This window comes from Bacillus sp. B1-b2 (assembly GCF_009183415.1).
GTDB lineage: Bacteria > Bacillota > Bacilli > Bacillales > Cytobacillaceae > Niallia.
Genome location: NZ_WEHU01000023.1, coordinates 1 through 23,202 on the forward strand (window position 1 = coordinate 1; position 23,202 = coordinate 23,202).

Consider the following 23,202-nt stretch of genomic DNA (forward strand, 5'->3'; position numbering starts at 1 on the left):
AATATTGGTCACTGGCAGCACGAAGAGGAAAGAAAAAGGCATTAATCGCAATCGCACATAAGACATTGAAAATCATTTATCATATTTTAACTGGAAAACAACCATTCATCGAATACTCGAAATGAATAATGTAGCCATTTTCTAGTTCTCATATACTTTTCACTATTGAAAAAAATCAAATTTTTAATAGGTTTCTTTCTTATTGTCTTTTTTAAGAAAAATGAATCCTAAGCCACATTCTCTCGCCCCATTTTTAGTCTACTACCAAAGTTTTCATTCACGTCCTTTTCACAGAAAAAACCATCGACATCATCACAAATTAAGAGTCATGAATGCAGAATCAAGCGTTCATGACTCTTTTTCGTTAGGAGAGATTCACATGAATGAATTAGCTCAAGCGTTCCAGCAATGGCTCACCGAAGAAGGTAGAGCACCAAAAACGATTGAATCCTACGTTGGAGATATTCAAGGCTTCCAACAATACCTAGCAGAGAAGGCGGCAGATGAATCACAGCCGCTTTCTCGCTTTGCCTTTGTACGATATAAGAATTACTTAATCGATACAAACTTTGCCACCGCAACCATCAATAAGAAGATTAATAGTTTGAAAGTGTACAATGATTTTCTACAAAAGCAAGGACTGGTTGAAGAAAATTACATTCAGTTAAAAAAGTATAAGGTGCAAATAGCTGCTGATAGTGAACATGTAGTTACGGCTCTGAGTGAAGAAGAAGTTGAGCGATTTCTTTTTTACATCGAGGATCATACAAAAGTGAATATGAGAAACAAGTTAATCGGCTATCTATTATTGTACACAGGAGTTCGGGTATCAGAATTAATCAATATCAAGGTAGCTGACATTGATTTCTTAACCTCTAGTCTGCTAGTTAGGGGAAAAGGGGGCAAGCTTCGAGAAGTCAGTTTGCGTCAAGATGTAGTGAATTTGATGAAGCAGTACATGAAAGAAGATCGTCAGCTTAGTAGATTTCATGAAAGTGAATATCTGTTGGTCAGTCAACGATCCGAAAAGATGCATCGAGATGCAGTTCGTGATTGGTTAGGAATCGTGTCGAAGGAACTGGGAATCAAGCTTCATCCACATCTGTTCAGGCACACTTTTGCATCAAGGCTTCTTCATAAGGGGGTAGACTTAACTACCGTATCTAAACTTTGTGGACATAGTACTGTAAACATGACCGCTAAATTTTATATACAAACAACACGGCAGGAAAAGCAGAATGCCGTTGATAAATTGTAAAGGGGAGAGATGACTGATGAAACCAATTCAATGTATTGCCGATATCGAGGAATTGAAAGCAAGGAGTAATTTGCCTTTACCTTACCTAAAAGCCATAGAATCACAATTTCTCGAATGGTTTGAGGCAGAAGGAGCAGGCGAATCATTAACAGCTTTTCGATTGCCTAATGAGTCTTGTATTTATCATGTGGAAGGTGAAGGGGATGCTGATTTTATATTTAGCATAAGTGGTCTCGAATTTGTAGAAAAAGAAGAAGCAGAAGGCTGGACGTATTTTCGAATTGGCTTAATGAATGACCATCAGATGAACCTGATATATATTTTGCAAGATGCTTTTGATCAAAAAATAGAAGAGTGGCTTGGGCGATAAGGAGAGTGATAATGTTTGAAACACATAAACCAAGGTACATGACAAGAGCGGTGACTGAGCAACTAAGCACAGAGCATCAGCAGTTCATCATTCAATACTTACTAAAGCAACAAAATCAACTAACAGACTACTTACAGGTGTTTGAATTCTACGTGGAGAATAATCAGCAATTCCTCAGACAAGAACAGGAGGTACCACATAGAGAAGTGATAATTTTTGTAAGGTTGGAGAAATGTAGGCCAATAAAGCGAACGGTATGGGCGATGAATCAAGGACTAGAGGGAATTATAATCATGTTTTTAGAGGATTACTAACTATCAATGGTAATTAATATCAATCACTATTAATAAATATTTTGGGAAGGGGAATAGTTAGGACTAAAGGCTAGAGGTAGGTCAAACCGTCTGATGGCGATTTTGACCTTACTCTCTAGTAACTTCCTTTTTTTCGATTCGACTGAATCAGCTCATCAAGGAAGGCTGAGATGTTATCAATCTTTTTGCTTTCCTTCAACTGTTTTAGATACTCCATATTCTTGGGCAAAAGGTGGGCGGTGAATTTGATCCGCTGTCCTTTGTACGTGTCAGCTTCAATTTTTTTAGGTCGACCTCTTTTATCCTCGTATCCCAGCTGTTTTAACCGTTCCTTTAATCCCTTTCTACGCTGATTCAATAGAATAATCTTATGATTCAAGCGCTTCCGTTCCAGATCAGATTCTTCTTTTATTAAAGAAACTCTATATCCTTTTAATTGTGCTGTCACAGAGCCTATCTGTTCTATGACTCGCTTGATTTCTAAATCCTTTTTTATCTGATGTTGGTCTAAAGCACGTTGGAAGGACTGCTTATTACGAGACAGTTTATTCATTAAACTCATCCTTTCATTCCTAATATTAATGATATGTTTTAAATTTTGGGTCGACTTAAAATTAAAAGGAACGGATTTGAAGGGTATGGAGGGTATTGGAAATGTGTTACTCTCATATAAGTATCTGGTACTATTAAAAGAAAATCAAGGGCATGGAGGGCATTGATTGTGACGGAAAATGTTAAAAAAGATGATTATAACGTGAAGCAGTTTTATGAAGCGGTAGGATGGTCTAAAGCCACATTTTATCGCAGGATAAAAGAGATTTTTTGTACATATGATCTTGATCATTGGAAGTTTAGGAAAGCGGGGGAAGAGAAAGAAGACCCAACCAAGGGTGATACCACATTCATATTTAAAAGTGAATGGAGAGAACTAGCTGAATTGTTGTGTAAGCTATATGATGAAAACCCTTATTTTCGGGCTAATACAGACATTGAAAAGCTATCCCTAAATGATTTGATGAATTTTAACAAAGATACTCTAAAAAAGATAGAGAACCTCTCAGATGAACAGTTACGGTATGAGATAATGCTACATCCCGCCTATCTAGCATCAATAGCGGAAACGAAAGCATTAAAGGGAGTAACAGAACGTATTTCTTTTTTACTGAGATCCGTTGAGGGAGTATCAATTGAAACAAGGACAGCATTTTGGCTCCATTTTGCTAACATGCTAAATAAAGTGGTAGTCGATATGTATCTTTTTGAGATTGATACAAAAGAAAAAATTGAACAAGAAAAGGGACCTTTTAAAGACGTACTATTCGGAGAATTGGAAGTAAATAGCTTAGATTTTTTAGTCGCTGAATTTTTGAAAAAAATGCAGGACAAAGAGCATGCAGCAAAAAGAGAAGATGTGACGCAGTTATATGATGAATCAGAAAAACAGCTAGATGAATTAGTAGCATCGTCCGATAGTCCAGATGAACAAAGAAGAGTAAATGAGATGTTTGAACGATTGATTGGTGATGATGTGATAAACGAGATTAAGATATCAAGGATTAGAAATCAGGTTAAGGAAAAACTTACTCAAGCCGCTGAATTAGGATCTCAAGTAGAAGGAATTGATAAAACGATCGAACGATATATCTCAACAAGTGAAGAGAGTGAAAATCAAAAAGCAGTTGGGCAATTAATGGAAGTCCAAGAAAAGATAAAGAGTTTACAAAGCCAACAAGAAAAATATATAGCTGTTGCTGAAACACTTCTATACAAAGTGAACGCAACCATCACAGACAGACGGAAATAGGGAGCTTATCTCTATTTCTTTTTTTGTTTTTTTGAGGTGTCTCAACTTTTTAGAAGTATGTGAGACACCTAATGTGTTTCTTTTGAATCCCTGTAAAATTCAAAGTAGATAACAAAAGGAGATGAATGGCATGGATAGCATTAAATTCTTACAGCAATACTTTCATATTTCAATAGAGGATGAAGACATTCTTTTAACTAAGAAGGCAGATTTTCCTGAAGATTGTACCGATCTTTTCAAATTCCTTCAGGAGATTAAAAGACATAGAGAAAACACACTTTCCCGATTAAGGGATTCACCAAAGCCATATAAACAAGTAGTCACTATTGATATTGAAACTAATGACCTTGATCCGCTTAAAGGAGAAATCAAGCTAATTAGTGTATTTGGTGAAGGGATTGAACTAGTCACCTCAAACATTCGTGAGGTAGAACACCTTCTAACTGATGAAGCTATATTAAAGGTTGTTCACAACGCTGGTTTTGATATTACTTGGTTACGTACCAAAGGATTTGAAGTTTGCTCCTACATGGACACGATGGTGATGAGCCAAATATTTCATAACCACGTTAAAACAGACAATAGCTTAAGGGGAATGGTCAGTAAATATCTAAAGGTAGAACTGGATAAAAGTTTACAAGATTCGGTGAACTGGCAAGGTGACATTACAGAAGAACACAAAAACTATGCCCTTTCGGATGCGAGGGTAACATGGGAACTTTACCATTTTTTAAGTGAAGAGCTAAGAGGGCTCCATTTAGATTGTGTGTTAAGACGTGAAATGGCTGCCATCGATGCCATCATTGAATTGAACATGACTGGAATTAGATTTGATTATAACGATTGGGAGAAAGAACTTCAAAAAATGATAGAAGAGAGTGAGCAGCTTCAAGAGAACGTTCGTGGACTCTTAGAAGCACCAAATTTGAATTTACAAGCACCTGCTCAAATCATAGCAGCTCTTCGTAATAAAGGCATAGAAATCGAAGGAACATCTGATGAGGTGCTAGCCAAATATGAAGAGGACTTCGAAGTGATTAAACCCATTCGTCGCTATAAAAAGTTAAAAAAACAAGTGAATGCCTATGGTGAGAAGTTGAAACAAGCCATCAGTGAGGATGGAAGGCTTCGAGGGAATTGGAGACTGATTGGGACCGATACGTCTCGAATGACGTGTAAGCAACCGAACCTTCAAGGAATGCCAGGAAAAGCGAAGCCTTACTTCCGATCAGCAGAGGGTCATACATTTATCGTAGCAGATTACAGTAATATCGAACTTCGGATTTTAGCGGAAATCACAAAGGACCCTGAACTAACAAAGGCTTTTCAACATAACGAAGATTTGCATGAGAAGACAGCTAGGGTTGTGTTGGACAAGCAATTAGGTGAAGTAGTGACATCAGAGGAAAGAAAAATAGGTAAAGTGGTGAACTTTGGTTTAGTGTACGGAATGACAAAATGGGGGCTCCAGAAGAAAATTCAAGCAGCAACAGGATTACCTATCTCACTAAAGGAAGCTGAAACCTTCCGTAACCGATATTTTGAACTTTATAGAGGCGTGCTGTTTTATCAAGATCGAATGCTTAAAAGTTCTTTCATTCAAACGTTAGGTGGAAGGTACTGGTCAGATGATCATCACATGTTACCAAAAGGTGCGATTGCTAGATTTAACTATCCGATTCAAGCAACAGGGACAGAAGGGCTAAAAGAGGCATTAGCTCTATTGCTACAGGATAGGAAACGTGGTTGGAAGTTAGTAGCTGCTGTTCATGATGAGATTGTTCTCGAAGTACCTGATTCAGATACAGAAGAAGCTTCCTTATTCTTGAAGAAGGTTATGGTGGCAGGAATGAGTAAGCTAGTTAAACAAATTCCAATTGAAGTAGAAATAAATTGTGGGAAATATTGGTGTAAATAGAACTGATATAAAGAGGTGTCTCAACATTAGAACAAGATGTGAGACACCTACTGAAACACTCTGCTATCCAAAGTATCATGAAAGAGTAAGCTAGCAAGCACACAGAACAATCAAAAATATATTAAACCTGGAGGCTGATGAATGATGATTAACAATTTTTATTCCCCTGAATTTTTAGTGAAGTTACAAGAACTAGAGCAAGAAAAACGCCGAGCGGAGTATGCAGAAAAAGTAGAGCATGCAAAATACGTTCCAAAAGTGGCGCCAGGAACTTATGCAGCTATTACAAGTAAAGCTGAAATGGAACGCAATGCAAAAAGCCCAATAGGGATAAACGATAAAGTCATTGTGACATTTACTATTTTTGTGCCAACTTCAGAAAACACACAGGATAGTATTGATCTGCGACAAACATATTGGAAAGCCAAAACAGACACATCAGCCTATTACACATATTTAAGTGAGATATTGAATGCTGATCCTCGTAGTGGATTTTCACTAAAAGATCTCATGGGTGTCCCATGTGAAGTCGTGATTACCCATAACCAAGGGGATAAAGGGACATTTGCAAATGTGTCACACATTAAAAGAATTAATGTAAACCCATCACCAGAGCAATTCAAAATCTAGGTTGGGGGTAAAGGGGGCATGGAAAGGAGCAAACATTTGCTTCTTTCCATTAAAAATTAAAAAACGAGAGGATAGTGAAGAATGATGGAAGCAAAAACATTAAAATCAGTACAGAATCAAATGAACTATGTGGCACCAGCAGTAAAAGAGAGTATGGGGTATGTGATGATGCAAGAACCATTTTATCAGTGGGTGAGAGACCATGTAGCTGAATTAGATAAGCCATTAATTAAAGCATTAGCTTCAAATCTCCGACCCTTTAAACGAGTTGGAGAAGAGGTTGTCGAGGGTTTGGCATCCACATTAAGTCAGCTGGAGAATACAGAAGAATTAGTAGAGTTTTTAAGAAATTCCTTGTCAAAAGGAGAACTTATCCCTCTGCCTGCTAGTTATGACGTGTTAACACAATTAGGGTATACAGGGGAAGTGAAACCTGGAAGCCCAGCGGAATCTGTTGCGAAAAACGTCTCAATGATTGCATTCAATAATCGAGGGTTATCGTTAAATGAAAAAGGAAAATTAGTCCTTAATGCAAACGTATTTGCTTCTTATGTCTTAACAAGAATAAATTTAGTACAGCTAGAGAAGGGGGGAATTCTTGCTTACGACCACAAAGGGCATTACAAAGAGATAAGTGAAAGACTTTTAAAAACAATTTGTCGAGATATTCTCCATGAAGCTCAAGAGAATATATGGAAACGCAAATGGGAAACAGAATATTTTGAAGCCTTAAAACGTGAGATTGAGTATGTTGAGTGTATGAATTCGGAAACGGAGTATATCAATCTAACAAATGGAATGCTCAACTTGTATTCGAAGGAACTTGTAGAACACAGTCCCCGTTTCTTATCAACCATACAGATTCCGTTCGAATACAAGGAAGAAGCTACTTGTCCAACGTTCAAAAAGTTTCTCTTTGATATTTTTGAGGGGGATGGAGAACGAGTGCGACTCGTGCAAGAACTTATAGGCTACTGTTTCTTACATGAGATCAAGATTCAAAAGGCTTTTATTTTCGTTGGTCCAGGATCTAATGGGAAAAGCGTGTTAGCTGAGATTATTCGACAATTAATTGGTATTCCGAATGTTTCAAATGTGGCACTAAATGATTTAGGTGGACGTTTTGGGATGCAGAACCTACCAGGGAAACTCGTCAATATTTCCTCCGAAAATGAGTTTAATAAGAAATTTAATACACAGAACTTCAAAATGTTGACGGGTGGTGATGCTGTCAATGTAGAACAAAAATACAGAGACTCGTTTAATACGGTCCTCTTCACTAAAATTATTATTCTATTAAATCGCATGATGGATTCGGATGACATGTCTAATGGCTATTACAGAAGACTTGGAGTAATCCCATTTAATAAAATTTATAGAGAGATAAAAGCCAATGAAACTCCGAAAGAAGGAGTCGATTATATGGATAAAAATTTGACTGATAAATTACTAAAAGAACTACCTGGCATTCTTATTTTTGCATTAGAAGGGCTTACACGTCTAATTAGTAATGATTTTAATATGACAGAAAGCCAAGTGTGTGAACGGGCTTTAGAAGATTATAAGAGTAAACAAAATCCTATCATTGAGTATTTTAATAATCGGGTTCAAGTCTCTCCAGGACATACGACCTTACGTCCTAATTTTAGAAAAGACTTTTCCCAATGGGCATCCACTAACGGTTATGAAGATGAGCGTTTGATGGGAGCAACGAGATTTTGGGAATTATTTAAAAAGGTACTAGACGAAAATAACATCAGTCTCCGTGAAAAGAAAATAAATGGCGATATATATGTGGAAGGACTACAGATTGTTTTAAATACTACCAGTGATGATTATGTAGATCCTTGCTAACTTATGTAAGAGATTCATATATTTATAATTTTTATGGTCTAGGTGGCAAGGGTGGGATAGAAAAAATGAGGGGAAATCTAAAAGGTCAGATGGTTGAAATTTTAAAGTTTTTTCTCATAAACCGTGACCACCCTTGCCACTATATGTTTTTCTTAGCAAGACGCATTTTTCGATACCCTCTAAACCCTGAAGTAAGGGCAGGGAGGGTATCAATTTCTGAATAATCTCCAAAAAATGGAATGATAGAAATTACATTAATATATTATTATTTTGAGATAGTAATTGAAGATGTTTTCCTATGTTGCTATCAAAATCTGCTGACGAATTAAAGAAGTATCTATTGCAGAGAAAAGGTCAGTAATTAGGCTTATACACTATTCAGGAAAGGATGTTTTATATGTTGTTTATCGAATCCATTAACAAGTTTGGAAAGTATCAAGCGAACATTGAGAGAAGCCCAGTAACTATTCAAGCTTATTATGAAGATCTGACGCTTTTTAATCGACACTTACAAGAAAAGTACAACGGTCCCATTTACTTAGAGGACATTACGCAGGAGGATGTGGAAAATTATCTCTATTATCTGAAGGAGATCAAGCATTATCAACCGATTAGTAGAAAACGGGTGTTAGGAAGCACACGGTCCTTTTTCAGCTATGCATACAAGAGTGAGTGGTGCGACAAGAATGTGACTGCTAAATTGGAGCCTATCAAATGTCAGCACAAAGAGCGGCAATATCTCTCTGAAAAAGAGGTTAATCAGTTTGTGAATGCTATTGACCATAAGTTAATTCGATTAGTCGCACAAACGCTTTATTACACTGGAATGCGTATTTCCGAATGTCTAAACCTTCAAGTGGAAGATGTCGATTTAGAAGGCAATATGATTCATATTAGGCATGGAAAGGGAAACAAAGACCGCTTTGTTCCAATCAATGTAAAATTGAAGGAGTTGCTAGTGGACTATACGGAGAACTGGAAGGTGAACTCAGACTATTTCTTTGCCACAAGAAATACAGGTACTCTTTCAAAAACTAGAGTAGCTAAGGTATTTCGGGATACGAATCAAGCATTAGGATGGAAAAAGAACGTAACTGCACATATTCTGCGTCATTCTTTTGCTTCTAAGCTTGTCCAAAATGATGTTCATTTAGTTAAAATTTCAAAGTTGTTAGGGCACAGTAGTTTGAAAACAACGAGTATTTATGTCCATAGCAACATGGATGATTTGAAGGATGCTGTTAACACGCTATAAAGGAGGAGTAACAATGACTAAAGCGGAAGCATTGCAACCCATTTATGATGACAAGGTTAAGAAGATATTACAATTATTAGGTGATGGCTTTTCAAGGGATGAAGTTGCTGAACAGTTTCAGTATTCAACCTATCGTTCAATGGATAGCTTTATGAGTCGTAAGAATTTTGTTTGGGACAAGCGAAAAGGAACCTATTTACCGGCGGATACTATTAAAGCTTCACTAGAAACAATGGTGAATTTCCCATCAGACCGAGTCCGAAGAATTGTAATGGAACTGAACAAGGAAGGAGCAGATTTAAAGGAGGTTGCATTGAAGGTAGGATTTGAAAACCATCTAGAAATGGCTCGTTACATGAAATCGAAAGGGTTTGAATGGTCACAAGAAGCAGGGAATTATCTCTCTACTTCCCCGACGATTTCTAACGATGATGAAAATGTTGCTAATGCCAGAAATGAGGCTTCATTAGAGGGTTCCCTTTCTATTGGAAATGGTGGAGTTGAACAATTTCTACCCTTACTTGAATGGTTAGCCTTGAACAAGGAGGGCTTACAAAGTCTGTTAGGAGCGTCAGTAGCGTCAGGACAAATCCCCCGCTTTACCCTTCCTGGTCTTTTTGTTACGAAATCCGTTCACATGACTAATACCCTTGACCAAATGGTTCGAGATTTCAGCAAGGAAAAGAACATCAATCAGCGGGAGGTTTTCGAGGTTGCATTGATTGAATTCTTTCAAAAGTACGGTTACGAGCGAGAAGTGGAGAAATTGTTACAACAAAATGCTTAGCAAATGCAATTCTAATGGAAGAGATGATGAACAGGATCTAATGGTTTCCTACTGGACCCCTGTTTTTCACTCTTCCATTTTTTTATGATTTCCTAATGTTTTGGAGTGAGTTTCTTCCATTATATATAGTTTTCCTAATGATGCATCATCACATTCTTCAAACAGCTTGAGTCACATGGGGTTGTGTGGTAGGAAGAATCTTGATTTTCGGAGTTACTTTTCGTCAGTTAGGTTCAGCTAACAACGCACAACAATCTTCAATGGAAAAATTATCTTCAGGTCTTCGTATTAATGGCGCAAAGGATGATGCAGCAGGTCTTGCAATCTCTGAAAAAATGCGTGGACAAATTCGTGGATTAGACCAAGCTTCAGCGAATGCTCAAGATGCTAACTCTATGATTCAAACAGCTGAAGGTGCTTTAAGCGAAACAACAGACATCCTTCAACGTATGCGTGAACTTGCTACACAAGCAGGTAACGATACTAATACAGATACAGACCGTGGCGAAATCCAAAAAGAGATCAACCAATTAACATCTGAAATCAACCGTATTGGTAATACTACTGAGTTCAATACTCAGAAATTATTAGATGGTGGAAGTGCTGGAAAAACAACAGTAGTTGTTGAGAATACTACTGAAGCAGTAGATGGATCTAATGATGCTCTAGCGGCAACAAAAACAATTGCTGGACTTGAATTTACAGCTAAAACTGCGGGTACTGATGGAAATGACATTTCATTTACAGTGGATACAGCTGTAGATCCTGCTGATGGATCAGAGATTCAAAATTCTATCACTGTAACTGGTTCTGATATTGTAGTTACAATTGGTAGAAATGCTGATGGAACTGCAAAGACTCTTGACCAAGATGCAGTAAAAGCCTTAATTGATGGAGATGATGATGCTAATGCACTTGTTTCAGTCGAAGTATCTAACGGAGCTACAGCAGTAACTGATACTACAATTGAAAACTTAGAAAATGGTGCTAATGCTACAACTCCTGGTACTCCTGGTGAATTTAGCTTTACTGCAACAGTTCCTAAAGAAGGTCAAATATACAATATCGATGGAGAAGAACTTACATTAACTCTTGCAGAAGATGCAGATGCTAATGCTGTTGCTGTTGCTTTAAAAACAGCAATCGAAGGAAATGCTACATTAAATGCTAAGTACGAAGTAGCTGACCCAACAACTGGGACAACATTAAGCTTAACCCAAAAAGTTGCTTCAGAATCAGCAGCAGCACCTGTAGTTGAACTTGAACTTGCGACTGCTAGTGAAGGCTTCTCAGCTAACTTCCAAATTGGTGCAAATGCTGGTCAAAGTATGACAATCGAAATTGGTGATATGCGTGCAACATCTGATTCACTTAAAGTAGCAAGTGAAGATGGAACAACTGTAACGTCTAAATCAGGGAAAGTAGCATCATATACAACTGCGACTGATGTAACAAATGGTAGCAACAATGAAGGTACTTTCAAAGCACTAGATATTTCATCACATGAAAAAGCAAGTGCTGCTATCGATGTTATCAATGATGCTATTGAGAATGTATCAGCTGAGCGTTCTAAACTAGGTGCTTACCAAAACCGTTTAGATCACACAATCAATAACTTGAGCACATCTTCTGAAAACCTAACTGCTGCAGAATCTCGTATTCGTGACGTAGACATGGCGAAAGAAATGATGGATCAAACTAAGAATTCAATTCTTTCTCAAGCATCTCAAGCTATGCTTGCTCAAGCAAATCAGTTACCACAAGGAGTTCTACAACTTCTTCGTTAATTTTAGATTATTTGGAAGAGACTCTAGTTTTTACCAGGGTCTCTTTTGTCTAAAAAAGTGACACATAATAATAGGTGTAAATCTTAAATAGAGGTTAATATTATCTTTTAGGTTGTCTGATTAACAAAATTTAAAGATCCACAGCGCAATTAGTCAGCAAAAGATATAGTAGTGAATCATTCTCATTTTCGAAAAAATCACAAAATGGAGATGTTTCACTTACTACTTCAAAGGAATAGAAGAACCGTGTGTGGAAGTTTTAGAACAAATTTTGATTAATCAAAATTTGAATGAAGCTTTTTTTGCGATTCTATAGAAATAGAGAATGGAAGGACGTCTATACTGTAATATCAACGAATTAATAACAATTTTTGAAGGATAAATATCTTCGCGTATCTGTACCAGAAAAGAAATCATAAATCACAAACTGCCTTAAAAGTGAAAATCTTAAAATGCAATATGATTAAACAGTGCAATATATTAAATATAGTAGTATTTTACCTTCCTCTTGTATTTACCATAGCATTCTCGGTAACGATGATTCTTTCATCTACTATTCTTTTATAATTAGTAATTTCTCTATCTATTATAGTAATATCTCCTAATATAATTGTTTGTCTCTTAATAAAATAGAATGTATCTTTCTTTTTATATATACGTTCATCTTATTAGATAAACTATTTATTTTTCTCCAAATCCCAATCTTTCAGAAAAACTTCTTAAACTATTTCTATCTAAGCCGATATTATTAATATAATTCTAGTTGTATTTTATAGGGGGATTTTATTAATGATTGAACGATTAGGTTCCCAGCAAGGTTTATTAGCATCTAGACAAGTTGAAAACGTAAGTAATATTGATAAGAGAATAGAAGGCAAGATGGATGTGAAAGGGCAAATATATGGTCCGAAGCAAAGTAAGGAACAAATGAGTGAAGTAATTGATAGTATCAATTCCTTCATGCAACCCTCTCATACTTCTTTAAAATTTGAACTCCATGAAAAATTAAATGATTACTATGTACAAGTAATTGATGATGACACGAAAGAAGTAATCCGTGAAATTCCCTCTAAAAAGGTGCTAGATATGTATGTAGCTATGAAGGAATTTATGGGCTTAATGATTGATGAAAAGATATAAATATATGAGGTGACCTAAGATGGTGTTAAGAATAGGTGGATTGGCTAGTGGAATGGACATTGATTCTCTTGTCTCGGAAATGATGGCAGCAGAACGTTTACCGCTAGATAAGTTAAGTCAGAAAAAAACATATACAGAATGGCAACGTGATGATTATCGTGAAATGAATACTATGCTGTTGGATTTAGATACTAATATTTTCAATGGTGTAGGAAAACAGGCGAATTATATTAAGAAGACTGTTGCTATTTCTGATCCTGATGCTATTTCTGTTAAGAATGTGAATTCTACTATTGATTTTACAGGGTCTGTTAAAGTGAAGAACCTAGCAACAGCTTCAACCATGCACAGCTACACAAAATCTAGGGTTACCGATTCTTCAAAGACACTAGAAAATTATGGGATTACAAAAGAACAAACTATTACAATTAGTGCTATTACTAAAGAAGGTGTACTGGAAGAGAAACCTTTTAAAATTAATAAAGATGATACATTAGATAGTGTTATTTCAAGAATTAATAAAGAGTCTGGCGTAACAGCCTTCTTTGATGCCAAAGAACAAAAAATATCCTTTATAGCTAAGAATACAGGGAATATAGGGTCAGGAGATAGTTCACCCGAGATAATTCTTACTGACAATGGGGATCCAAGCGAGAAATTTTTTAATAATATATTAGGAATTAATACTAATAATGAAATAGCAGCAGGTAAGCAAGCAGGAACAGTTGGAACAAATGCAGAAGTTGAGTACAATGGGCTTACAATCACTCGCCCATCCAACACATTCACCATCAATGGCGTAGAAATAACAGCTAAAAAAGTGACAACAGATGCTGTAACATTTTCTTCCACACCTGATGTGGATGCAGTATTGGATACTATCACACAATTCGTGAATAAGTACAACGAAGCAGTCGAAAAAATTCGTACAAAAACAACAGAAGCGAAATATCGTGATTACCAACCACTAACGGATGCTCAAAAAGAGGGAATGGAAGAAACAGAGATAGAGAAATGGGAAAAACTTGCTAAAAGTGGGACATTAAAGGGCGATTCCATTTTGACATCTACTTTAACTAGAATGCGCTCAAGCTTAAGTAGTCCTGTTAGTGAGACATCTGGATTTAGTCAGTTATCTGAAATTGGTATTACCACTACTTCCAATTATTTAGATGGTGGTAAATTAACAATAAATGAAGATAAATTAAGAGAAGCCATTGCAAAAGATCCAAATGGTATCTATGAACTTTTCCAAAAAGATGGAGCTACTTCTTCTGAAAAAGGGATTGCAAGAAGATTAAGAGAAAATTTAAAAACATCTATGGCAGATATTACAGATAAAGCTGGGAAATCATCAAGTGTTAATAATACCTTCGCTTTAGGAAAACTATTAAATAACTATGATAAACAAATCGATCGTTTTGAAGATAAATTAGTTACAATTGAAGACCGTTATTGGGCTCGATTTACTGCAATGGAATCAGCAATCAGTAAAGCTAATAACCAGTCATCTTACTTAATGAATATGTTTAGTTCATAATAAAAAGGAGCGTTTCTAAAATGGCAATTAAAAATCCGTATCAATCATATCAGCAAAATTCAGTTAACACGGCATCCCCTGGTGATTTAACATTAATGCTTTATAATGGTTGCTTAAAGTTTTTACACTTAGCGAAAAAAGCTATTGAAAACAAAGATATCACAACTCGCAATACGAATATCCAAAAAACACAAAACATTATTAAAGAATTAATGGTTACATTAAATATGGATATTCCTGTATCCAAAAACTTAATGACACTGTATGACTATATGAATCGTCAGTTAGTGAAAGCAAATATTGAAAGTGATATTTCAATCATTGAAGAAGTAGAAACACTTATTACGGAGTTCCGTGATACTTGGAAGGAAGCAGTTATTCTAAATCGTCAAAAGCAATATGGTCAAGGTGGCCAAGTGTAATGGAAGCAATCAAGCAATGCTATGCCATCACGAATGAATTAATAGGATTGCTAAAAGAGGAAAAAGAAGCTGATATGGAAAAGGTAGATCAGCTTCTGGAACAAAGACAAGCATGCTTATCCTTATTAACTCCGCCAACTACTGAGAGCGAAAAAAAGTTAGGCCAAGCGCTTATACAGCAGGATAAAGAGCTTGTATCTATGTTACAAAAAGCTAAAATCTCTATCCAAAAGGAATTAAGAGATTTAAAATTTAAAAAGGCTTCTAATCAAAAATATGTAAATCCTTATCAATCTTTACAAACGGACGGAATGTTTTATGATAAGCGAAAATAGATAAACAAAGGGAGTTAGCATGGTAAGTTGCGAACTCCCTTTGTTTTTTAGATTACTTTATACAACCCAACTCGATTATCCTTATTCACTACATCCTCACCAACTAATACAATCTCTGCATTGGCTTTGCTTGGAGCGATAATACAATGATCTCCAACGGTAACTTTACATGCAGTTACACCCTTCTCAATCACTACATTCTCTCCAATAACTGTACCTGGTAGAAGAACAGAATCCTTGATAATAGATCCTTTACCAATTACTACGTCGTTAAATATTACGGAATTTTCTACGGTTCCATATACCTCGCAGCCTTCACTGATGATAGAACGTTTTACAGTAGCAGAAGAATCGATGTAAGATGGAGCATAGCTCTGTTCATGTGTGAACACGGTCCAATCCTTATCGTTTAAGAAGATATTGCTTTCCTTTGATAAAAGATCCATATTTGCTTCCCAGAAGCTATCGATGGTTCCAACATCTTTCCAGTAGCCGCTAAATGTGTAAGCAAATAGTTTTCGGTTGTCTGTTAACATGGCTGGAATAATATCTTTTCCGAAGTCTTTTGAGGATAGTTCGTTTTCTTCCTCTTTTTGTAGATAGGACTTTAACGTTTTCCATTTGAAAATATATACGCCCATGGAGGCAAGATTGGATTTAGGATTATCTGGCTTCTCTTCGAAATCAACAATGCGATTGTTGGTGCCATCTGTATTCATAATGCCGAATCTGCTTGCTTCTTCCCAAGTTACCTCTGTAACGGAAATGGTTGCATCAGCACCAGTTTTAATATGTTCTTGAAGCATAAGGTCATAATCCATTTTATAAATATGATCGCCAGAAATGACAAGTACATGTTCAGGATCATATTGGTCGATAAAGGAAGTGTTTTGATAAATGGCATGTGCTGTGCCATCATACCAACGTTCTTCTGTTCCACATTGATAAGGAGGAAGAATGTTCAGTCCGCCATCTCGACTATCTAAATCCCAGTCTTTACCGTCTTTAATATAGTTTTGTAATACATGTGGTTGATATTGTGTTAATACACCAACGGTATCTATTCCTGAATTACGGCAATTACTTAAGGTGAAATCAATAATTCGATATTTGCCACCGAATGGTACTGCAGGTTTAGCTAAATCTTCTGTTAGTTTCTTTAATCTTGTCCCTCGTCCGCCCGCTAAAAGCATAGCAATACATTTTTTCTTCAAAATAGATCCCTCCTGTGTATATTCAAATGTTATTTAAAGTCATATTTAAAGAAGTTTCCTTAAAGAAGATAGAAACTTCCTTTAGTAAATGATTAGAAAAGTCAATTTACCGCTTCTATGATACGAGCAATTATAACCGATCGTCCTCCCAAAGCTTGTAGTAGTACTCTATTTCCTCTTCTGTTTCTGTTGCTTCTAGTGAAAGATCTAGTTGATTTTGTAAAATTAACTCGTTCATTTGTTACCTCCATAATGTCTTTTTATAATAATGTAATTGTAGCAAATATCATTCTTGGAAAAGTAAAAATATTTTGATTAATTTCGCTAAATGTCGACAGAATGAAGTCAATTTAAACGCATATATCCACCTATTAAATGGAATTGGAGGAAGTCTTCATAGATTCTGTCGAAACATTTTATAATTATTGTTGTTTCATTTCTTTTTATGTTCCAATTCGATTTGCTATTGGCTAATGTATTCTTTCTAAAAAGATAGACTTTTTTAAAATTATTTCTTAACTGCAATCATGGTGTATATATATCCCAAAAAAATGAGAATAAAACATATAGTGACATAATTTTTTCAAATTTAAAGTACTTAACAAATTTTTTCGATAAACAACATATAAGAAGAATAGCTAATTTTACAAAGTTCACATTTTTGTCGATTTTTTTACTAGTTTTAGCAGGAAAATGATAGGGTATTCTAGAAATATATAGCATAGTCAAAATGATTTCTGAGGTATACATTTTAATATCTTTAGGAAACATAAGACTTGCACTGGATAATATAAAGGAGGAGTAACTTATGAATTTCAACATTAGAGGAGAAAACATTGAGGTAACTCCAGCAATTAGAGAGTATGTAGAAAAGAAAATAACAAAATTAGAGCGTTATTTTTCCGAAACACCAGATGCAAATGTAAATGTGAACTTAAAAACGTATAATGATAAAACATCAAAAGTGGAAGTAACTATTCCAATGTCCCAGCTTTTATTAAGAGCAGAAGAGGATCATGTGGATATGTATGCAGCCATTGACCTAATTACGGATAAATTAGAAAGACAAATAAGAAAACATAAAACAAAGGTAAATCGTAAACATAGAGAAAAAGGGAACTTAAGTGCATTGTTTGGTACTAATGAAACGTCTACTACTGCCGTAGACGAGGAAGAACAAGACTTAGAAATTGTTCGCCAAAAAAGCTTTAACTTAAAACCAATGGATTCAGAAGAAGCTATTCTACAAATGGATCTATTAGGACATAATTTCTTTGTTTACACAGATGCTGAGACAAACCATACAAACATTGTTTACAAGCGTAAAGATGGTAAATATGGATTAATTGAAGCTCAATAATACTTATAGCCTGCAGTGAAAACTGCAGGTTTCTTTTATCACTAAAAGGAGGAATACATTTGACATTCTCAATTATTGGCTTTGATCCAGAAGAAAAAGAGTGGGGAATTGCGGTTCAATCAAAATTCCTAGGAGTAGGATCAGTAGTACCGTGGGCAAAGGCTGGTATTGGTGCTGTTGCTACACAATCTTATGCCAATACTTCCTTTGGTCCAGATGGGCTTCGATTAATGGAAGAAGGAAAAACTGCTGAAGAAGCCTTACATATTATTTTAGAAAAAGATCCAGCTAGAGAGCAGCGCCAGGTAGCTTTTATTGATGCTAAAGGCAATGCTGCTACTTTCACAGGTAATGAGTGTTATGGTTGGGCAGGTGGAATGACTGGGCAACATTTTGCAGCACAAGGAAATATTTTGGTAGACGAAAAAACAGTTCAAACTATGGCTAATACTTTTCAAACAAAGCAAGGAAGTCTTGCTGAAAGACTATTAGCTGCGTTACAAGCTGGTCAAGACGCAGGTGGCGATAGTAGGGGACAACAGTCAGCTGCTTTGCTAATTGTAAAGGATCGAGGAGGATATGGTGGATACAATGATCGTTATATTGATTTACGGGTAGATGATCATATAGAACCAATTAAAGAACTATCTCGCATCTATCAATTACAACAATTATATTTTGCACCTTCTAAAGAAGAAAACATCATTAGCATAGAAGGAGATGTACAAACAGAGTTAACATCCCATTTAGAACGTTTGGAGTATTTAGGTAAAGGTAAGACAAGTGATCTCCATCAAGCTTTGAAAAATTATATTCATACAGAAAACTTCGAGGAAAGAGAACAAGGTACTGGAAAGATAGATAGAGAAGTATTGGAATATATGAAAAAACAATAAGACAATTAACTAGAAATGAGACAAGAGGTTATCCACCTTTTGTCTTTTTTCTACTATTAATATGGATAGCAGTAGAAACATCCACATACCTTGCAAAATTCCTTCTTGACTTATGCTATACTTAAGTTGTCACTCTATTATGGAAATGTTAAGATAGATAGGGTATACTTCATAAGTTTGAGTATTAGAATAAATAGAATCAAAAAAATTATATAAATAAAATAAAGTCATAAAAGAGACAAATGATTTTCATTTACTTTTAATGAATCTTAACTATTCTAGTTAAAATATATTTTGTCACTCTTAATTATAAATCAAAGGAGCGTTTTTTAATGCTTGGATTATTAAATAAAGTATTTGATCAAAACAAACGCGATTTAAAAAGATTAACTAAACTTTCAGAGAAAATTGAATTGCTTGCAGACCAAACGCAAGCTCTATCAGATGAACAAATAAAGGAGAAAACAGAGGAATTTAAAGCCCGTTATCAAAAGGGAGAATCTCTAGAGGATTTATTAGTAGAAGCATTTGCTGTAGTAAGAGAAGCGGCAAAACGTGTGTTAGGTTTGTACCCTTATCCTGTGCAGTTAATGGGGGGAGCTTCCCTTCATGATGGTAATATTTCAGAAATGAAAACAGGGGAAGGTAAAACATTAACAGCAACAATGCCTGTATACTTAAACGCAATCTCTGGTAAAGGTGTTCATGTTATCACTGTCAATGAATATCTTGCTACTCGTGACGCAGCGGAAATGGGTCAATTGTATAACTTCCTTGGCTTAACAGTAGGTCTTAATTTGAACGGACTTACAAGAGAAGAGAAACAAGCTGCATATAATGCGGATATTACGTATGGTACAAATAATGAGTTCGGATTCGATTATTTACGCGATAACATGGTTTTATATACGGAACAAAAAGTTCAAAGACCATTAAATTATGCAGTAATTGATGAAGTAGACTCTATTTTAATTGATGAAGCACGAACTCCATTAATTATTTCTGGATCGGCTCAGAAATCAACACAGCTGTATGTACGTGCAAATATATTTGTAACTAGTTTGAAAGTGGAAAAAGATTACACATATGATGAAAAAACAAAAGGTGTTCAATTAACAGAAGAAGGTATGTCTAAAGCAGAACGTGTTTTCCAAATTGAGAATCTTTTTGATGTTTCCAATGTAGCGATAAACCATCATATTACCCAGGCATTAAAAGCACATGCTAGTATGCATAAAGATGTTGATTATGTGGTGCAAGATGGTGAGATAGTCATTGTTGACCAATTTACTGGCCGTTTAATGAAAGGTCGCCGTTATAGTGATGGATTGCATCAAGCAATTGAAGCAAAAGAAGGCCTTGAGATTCAAAACGAAAGTATGACACTAGCAACGATTACATTCCAGAACTATTTCCGTATGTATCAAAAACTAGCCGGGATGACTGGTACGGCGAAAACAGAGGAAGAGGAATTCCGCAATATTTATAATATGAATGTAGTGGTTATTCCAACAAACCGAGATATCATTCGTGATGACCGTGCGGATTTAATCTATACAACGATGGATGGAAAATTTAGAGCTGTTGTAGAGGATATTGCAGAGCGACATAAAAATGGACAACCAGTTCTTGTTGGTACGGTTGCTATTGAGACATCCGAGATCATTTCTAAATACTTATCGAAAAAAGGCATTCCACATAATGTTTTAAATGCAAAGAACCATGAAAGAGAAGCTGAGATTATCGCAACTGCTGGTGAAAAGGGTTCTGTTACTATTGCTACTAACATGGCAGGACGTGGAACAGACATTAAGCTAGGTCAAGGAATTAAAGAAGTAGGCGGACTAGCTGTTATTGGTACAGAACGTCATGAAAGTAGACGTATTGATAATCAGTTACGTGGACGTTCTGGACGTCAAGGAGATCCGGGGGTAACACAGTTTTATCTATCCATGGAAGACGAGCTAATGCGCCGTTTCGGTTCAGATAATATGAAAAGTATGATGACTAGACTTGGAATGGATGATTCACAGCCTATTCAGAGTAAAATGGTATCTCGTGCAGTGGAATCAGCTCAAAAACGTGTAGAAGGAAATAACTTTGATTCACGTAAGCAATTATTGCAATATGATGATGTGTTACGTCAACAAAGGGAAATTATCTATGCACAGCGTAATGAAGTGCTAACAGCTGAAAATCTACGCTCTATTGTAGAAAATATGATTAAATCTTCCTTACAAAGAAATGTTCAAGCACATACTCCAGATAATGAAGATAGAGAGAACTGGGATCTTCAATCTATTATTGAGTATGTGAACGGAAATCTTTTAGAAGAAGGATCCGTGGAATTAAGTGATTTACGCGGAAAAGAAAGTGATGAGATTGTCGATTTCATTTTTGCTAAAGTAATAACAAGCTATGATGAAAAAGAAGAGAAATTATCACTAGAACAAATGCGTGAATTTGAGAGAGTTATTGTGCTTCGTGCTGTAGATAGCAAATGGATTGATCATATTGATCAGATGGATCAATTACGTCAAGGTATTCACCTTCGTGCATATGGACAAATTGATCCGCTACGTGAATATCAATCAGAAGGATTTGCAATGTTTGAAGCAATGGTTCTTGCTATCGAGGATGATGCTGCGAAATATATTATGAAAGCTGAAATTCGTAATAATCTAGAAAGAGAAGAAGTAGCAAAAGGTCAAGCAGTCAATCCAAAAGAAGATGGCGAGCAGAAGCCAAAGAAAAAACCAGCGATGAAGCAACTAGACATAGGACGAAATGATCCTTGCTTCTGTGGAAGCGGGAAAAAATATAAAAATTGTCATGGTACAACGGTTTAAATAATTTAAGTAAAGACCTATCTTTTTCTGAGGAAGAGATAGGTCTTTTCTTGTAATGGAAGTAGCACAAGTTATTGTTCGAGATGAGGACTATTGCAAATAAATCATGCTATACTGCAAATAAAATAGAGTAATTGGCAAAAAGAATGTTAGTAACCGCAAATAAACTCAGTCTAACCGCAAATAAACCTTAATAAACCGCAAATACATTACCTACTTTCCACTTTAATACACATCAATTTATCACGAAAACATGCATTTTTTTTCAAAAAGCCATATAATACATAAAGGAAGTAGAATTCTACTTAGAACTATAATTTTTAAAAAGGGTGACATAAATGGAATTAGCAGAAATTCGTAATGAGTTAGAGAAGATAGATGTAACACTAGAAAACTTTAGGGGGTCTCTTTGACTTAGAAAACAAAGAGGCACGTATTGCTGGATTAGAAGATGAAATGCTACATCCAGATTTCTGGAATGATCAGCAGGCAGCACAGGCTGTTATCTCGGAAAGTAATGCATTAAAAGACCAGGTGCATGAGTTTTATCAGTTGTTTGAAGCGTATGAGAACTTAGAGTTAACGTATGAGCTTGTGAAAGAAGAAGATGATGCAGAGCTTCGTAGTGAGTTGGAATCGGAGCTTACGGAACTTGTAAATCGTTTAAGTCAGTTTGAATTAAATCTATTATTAAGCGGACCATATGATAAAAACAATGCTATCTTAGAGCTTCATCCAGGAGCTGGTGGTACGGAGTCACAAGACTGGGGAAGCATGCTTCTTCGTATGTATACAAGATATGCTGAGAAAAAAGGCTTTAAAGTAGAGACTTTAGATTACTTACCTGGTGATGAGGCTGGTATTAAAAGTGTTACTTTAGCGATTAAGGGTCATAATGCATATGGATACTTAAAAGCAGAAAAAGGAGTACATCGTTTAGTTCGTATTTCTCCGTTTGATTCATCAGGCCGTAGACACACAAGCTTTGTTTCTTGTGATGTTATGCCAGAATTTAATGATGAAATTGAAATTGAAGTTCGTACAGAAGATTTGAAAGTTGATACGTATCGTGCAAGTGGTGCGGGTGGACAGCATATCAATACAACAGATTCTGCTGTGCGTATTACACATATTCCAACAGGAGTGGTTGTTTCCTGTCAAACAGAACGTTCTCAAATTAAGAACAGAGAAACAGCGATGAAAATGTTGAAAGCAAAATTATATCAACGTAAAATTGAAGAACAAGAAGAGAAGTTAGCTGAAATCCGTGGCGAACAAAAAGAAATTGGCTGGGGAAGCCAAATTCGTTCTTATGTATTCCACCCATATTCTATGGTAAAAGATCACCGTACGAATACGGAGGTAGGAAACACGCAATCTGTGATGGATGGCGATTTAGATGTTTTTGTAAATGCTTATCTTCGTTCTAAAATCAATGCATAATAAAAGAGAAACCAGATTTATCATGA

At 35.8% G+C, this 23,202-nt stretch carries 19 protein-coding genes and 2 pseudogenes; 19 read left to right on the forward strand and 2 right to left on the reverse strand.

Annotation, left to right across the window (positions count from 1 at the left end; genetic code table 11):
* The first annotated feature begins 379 nt into the window (after positions 1-379).
* The 3 genes from F9279_RS18625 to F9279_RS18635 are packed head-to-tail and all read left to right on the forward strand — an operon-like array spanning position 380 to position 1,942.
* Positions 380-1,258, forward strand: a complete 879-nt coding sequence (locus F9279_RS18625; protein ID WP_152115766.1) for a tyrosine-type recombinase/integrase — start codon at positions 380-382, stop codon at positions 1,256-1,258.
* Between the two features lie 16 nt (positions 1,259-1,274).
* Positions 1,275-1,628 carry a hypothetical protein gene (locus F9279_RS18630; RefSeq protein ID WP_152115768.1) on the forward strand — a complete coding sequence of 118 codons (354 nt, stop codon included), beginning with the start codon at positions 1,275-1,277 and terminating at the stop codon, positions 1,626-1,628.
* 11 nt (positions 1,629-1,639) lie between these two features.
* Positions 1,640-1,942, forward strand: coding sequence for a DUF960 family protein (locus tag F9279_RS18635; protein WP_152115770.1), 303 nt, complete (start codon positions 1,640-1,642; stop codon positions 1,940-1,942).
* A 115-nt stretch (positions 1,943-2,057) separates the two neighbouring features.
* Here the strand turns inward: F9279_RS18635 and F9279_RS18640 are convergent, their stop codons facing one another.
* The gene (locus tag F9279_RS18640; protein ID WP_152115772.1) at positions 2,058-2,495 is read right to left on the reverse strand and encodes a hypothetical protein; all 438 of its coding nucleotides are present in this window, start codon (positions 2,493-2,495) and stop codon (positions 2,058-2,060) included.
* Between the two features lie 168 nt (positions 2,496-2,663).
* On the opposite strand from F9279_RS18640, the gene F9279_RS18645 reads away from it, so the two are divergent.
* From F9279_RS18645 to F9279_RS18695, 12 genes and pseudogenes are all read left to right on the forward strand, one after another.
* Positions 2,664-3,746 carry a hypothetical protein gene (locus tag F9279_RS18645; protein ID WP_152115774.1) on the forward strand — a complete coding sequence of 361 codons (1,083 nt, stop codon included), beginning with the start codon at positions 2,664-2,666 and terminating at the stop codon, positions 3,744-3,746.
* A 130-nt stretch (positions 3,747-3,876) separates the two neighbouring features.
* On the forward strand, positions 3,877-5,664 hold the full coding sequence (locus F9279_RS18650; protein WP_193224627.1) for a DNA polymerase: 1,788 nt from the start codon (positions 3,877-3,879) through the stop codon (positions 5,662-5,664).
* 141 nt (positions 5,665-5,805) lie between these two features.
* Entirely contained in the window at positions 5,806-6,294 is a 489-nt protein-coding gene (locus F9279_RS18655; RefSeq protein WP_152115778.1) for a hypothetical protein, read from the forward strand.
* An 81-nt stretch (positions 6,295-6,375) separates the two neighbouring features.
* A complete protein-coding gene (locus F9279_RS18660) occupies positions 6,376-8,148 on the forward strand; it encodes a phage/plasmid primase, P4 family (protein ID WP_152115780.1) in 1,773 nt (590 codons plus the stop codon).
* Positions 8,149-8,545: 397 nt separating this feature from the next.
* Positions 8,546-9,403 (forward strand): tyrosine-type recombinase/integrase, encoded by an 858-nt coding sequence (locus F9279_RS18665; protein ID WP_152115782.1) that lies wholly within the window; start codon positions 8,546-8,548, stop codon positions 9,401-9,403.
* A 13-nt stretch (positions 9,404-9,416) separates the two neighbouring features.
* On the forward strand, positions 9,417-10,190 hold the full coding sequence (locus tag F9279_RS18670) for a hypothetical protein (RefSeq protein ID WP_152115784.1): 774 nt from the start codon (positions 9,417-9,419) through the stop codon (positions 10,188-10,190).
* 260 nt (positions 10,191-10,450) lie between these two features.
* Positions 10,451-10,729, forward strand: a pseudogene (locus F9279_RS26320) (flagellin); the annotation flags it as partial.
* A 972-nt stretch (positions 10,730-11,701) separates the two neighbouring features.
* Positions 11,702-11,977, forward strand: a pseudogene (locus F9279_RS26325) (flagellin); the annotation flags it as partial.
* A 789-nt stretch (positions 11,978-12,766) separates the two neighbouring features.
* Positions 12,767-13,117: a flagellar protein FlaG gene (flaG, locus tag F9279_RS18680; RefSeq protein WP_152115786.1), complete on the forward strand. Its 351-nt coding sequence runs from the start codon at positions 12,767-12,769 to the stop codon at positions 13,115-13,117.
* Positions 13,118-13,136: 19 nt separating this feature from the next.
* Positions 13,137-14,657 (forward strand): flagellar hook-associated protein 2, encoded by a 1,521-nt coding sequence (locus F9279_RS18685; protein WP_152115787.1) that lies wholly within the window; start codon positions 13,137-13,139, stop codon positions 14,655-14,657.
* Between the two features lie 20 nt (positions 14,658-14,677).
* Positions 14,678-15,079: a flagellar export chaperone FliS gene (gene fliS, locus F9279_RS18690; RefSeq protein WP_152115789.1), complete on the forward strand. Its 402-nt coding sequence runs from the start codon at positions 14,678-14,680 to the stop codon at positions 15,077-15,079.
* The gene (locus F9279_RS18695) at positions 15,079-15,414 is read left to right on the forward strand and encodes a flagellar protein FliT (protein WP_152115791.1); all 336 of its coding nucleotides are present in this window, start codon (positions 15,079-15,081) and stop codon (positions 15,412-15,414) included. The genes fliS and F9279_RS18695 overlap by 1 nt, the downstream gene beginning before the upstream one ends.
* Positions 15,415-15,461: 47 nt before the next feature.
* Here F9279_RS18695 and F9279_RS18700 read toward each other — a convergent pair whose 3' ends face one another.
* Positions 15,462-16,631, reverse strand: coding sequence for a glucose-1-phosphate adenylyltransferase (locus tag F9279_RS18700; protein ID WP_152115793.1), 1,170 nt, complete (start codon positions 16,629-16,631; stop codon positions 15,462-15,464).
* Between the two features lie 805 nt (positions 16,632-17,436).
* On the opposite strand from F9279_RS18700, the gene hpf reads away from it, so the two are divergent.
* The 4 genes from hpf to prfB all read left to right on the forward strand — a co-directional run bounded on the left by hpf (position 17,437) and on the right by prfB (position 23,176).
* On the forward strand, positions 17,437-17,988 hold the full coding sequence (gene hpf, locus F9279_RS18705; protein WP_152115795.1) for a ribosome hibernation-promoting factor, HPF/YfiA family: 552 nt from the start codon (positions 17,437-17,439) through the stop codon (positions 17,986-17,988).
* Positions 17,989-18,047: 59 nt separating this feature from the next.
* Positions 18,048-18,884, forward strand: coding sequence for a DUF1028 domain-containing protein (locus F9279_RS18710; RefSeq protein WP_152115797.1), 837 nt, complete (start codon positions 18,048-18,050; stop codon positions 18,882-18,884).
* Positions 18,885-19,216: 332 nt separating this feature from the next.
* The gene (secA, locus tag F9279_RS18715; protein WP_152115799.1) at positions 19,217-21,733 is read left to right on the forward strand and encodes a preprotein translocase subunit SecA; all 2,517 of its coding nucleotides are present in this window, start codon (positions 19,217-19,219) and stop codon (positions 21,731-21,733) included.
* A 338-nt stretch (positions 21,734-22,071) separates the two neighbouring features.
* Positions 22,072-23,176, forward strand: a protein-coding gene (gene prfB / locus F9279_RS18720) for a peptide chain release factor 2 (RefSeq protein WP_152115801.1) whose coding sequence is annotated in 2 segments (ribosomal slippage) — positions 22,072-22,143 and positions 22,145-23,176 — 1,104 coding nt in all. Because the reading frame shifts where the segments join, the coding sequence is not laid out codon by codon here.
* Positions 23,177-23,202: the final 26 nt, after the last annotated feature.

What these genes read in the sequence shown, in the direction of transcription:
- F9279_RS18625 (WP_152115766.1), top strand. Translation starts at nt 380, where the DNA reads ATGAATGAATTAGCTCAAGCGTTCCAGCAATGGCTCACCGAAGAAGGT.
- F9279_RS18630 (WP_152115768.1), top strand. Translation starts at nt 1,275, where the DNA reads ATGAAACCAATTCAATGTATTGCCGATATCGAGGAATTGAAAGCAAGG.
- F9279_RS18635 (WP_152115770.1), top strand. Translation starts at nt 1,640, where the DNA reads ATGTTTGAAACACATAAACCAAGGTACATGACAAGAGCGGTGACTGAG.
- F9279_RS18640 (WP_152115772.1), bottom strand. Translation starts at nt 2,495, where the DNA reads ATGAATAAACTGTCTCGTAATAAGCAGTCCTTCCAACGTGCTTTAGAC.
- F9279_RS18650 (WP_193224627.1), top strand. Translation starts at nt 3,877, where the DNA reads ATGGATAGCATTAAATTCTTACAGCAATACTTTCATATTTCAATAGAG.
- F9279_RS18655 (WP_152115778.1), top strand. Translation starts at nt 5,806, where the DNA reads ATGATGATTAACAATTTTTATTCCCCTGAATTTTTAGTGAAGTTACAA.
- F9279_RS18660 (WP_152115780.1), top strand. Translation starts at nt 6,376, where the DNA reads ATGATGGAAGCAAAAACATTAAAATCAGTACAGAATCAAATGAACTAT.
- F9279_RS18665 (WP_152115782.1), top strand. Translation starts at nt 8,546, where the DNA reads ATGTTGTTTATCGAATCCATTAACAAGTTTGGAAAGTATCAAGCGAAC.
- F9279_RS18670 (WP_152115784.1), top strand. Translation starts at nt 9,417, where the DNA reads ATGACTAAAGCGGAAGCATTGCAACCCATTTATGATGACAAGGTTAAG.
- flaG (WP_152115786.1), top strand. Translation starts at nt 12,767, where the DNA reads ATGATTGAACGATTAGGTTCCCAGCAAGGTTTATTAGCATCTAGACAA.
- F9279_RS18685 (WP_152115787.1), top strand. Translation starts at nt 13,137, where the DNA reads ATGGTGTTAAGAATAGGTGGATTGGCTAGTGGAATGGACATTGATTCT.
- fliS (WP_152115789.1), top strand. Translation starts at nt 14,678, where the DNA reads ATGGCAATTAAAAATCCGTATCAATCATATCAGCAAAATTCAGTTAAC.
- F9279_RS18695 (WP_152115791.1), top strand. Translation starts at nt 15,079, where the DNA reads ATGGAAGCAATCAAGCAATGCTATGCCATCACGAATGAATTAATAGGA.
- hpf (WP_152115795.1), top strand. Translation starts at nt 17,437, where the DNA reads ATGAATTTCAACATTAGAGGAGAAAACATTGAGGTAACTCCAGCAATT.
- secA (WP_152115799.1), top strand. Translation starts at nt 19,217, where the DNA reads ATGCTTGGATTATTAAATAAAGTATTTGATCAAAACAAACGCGATTTA.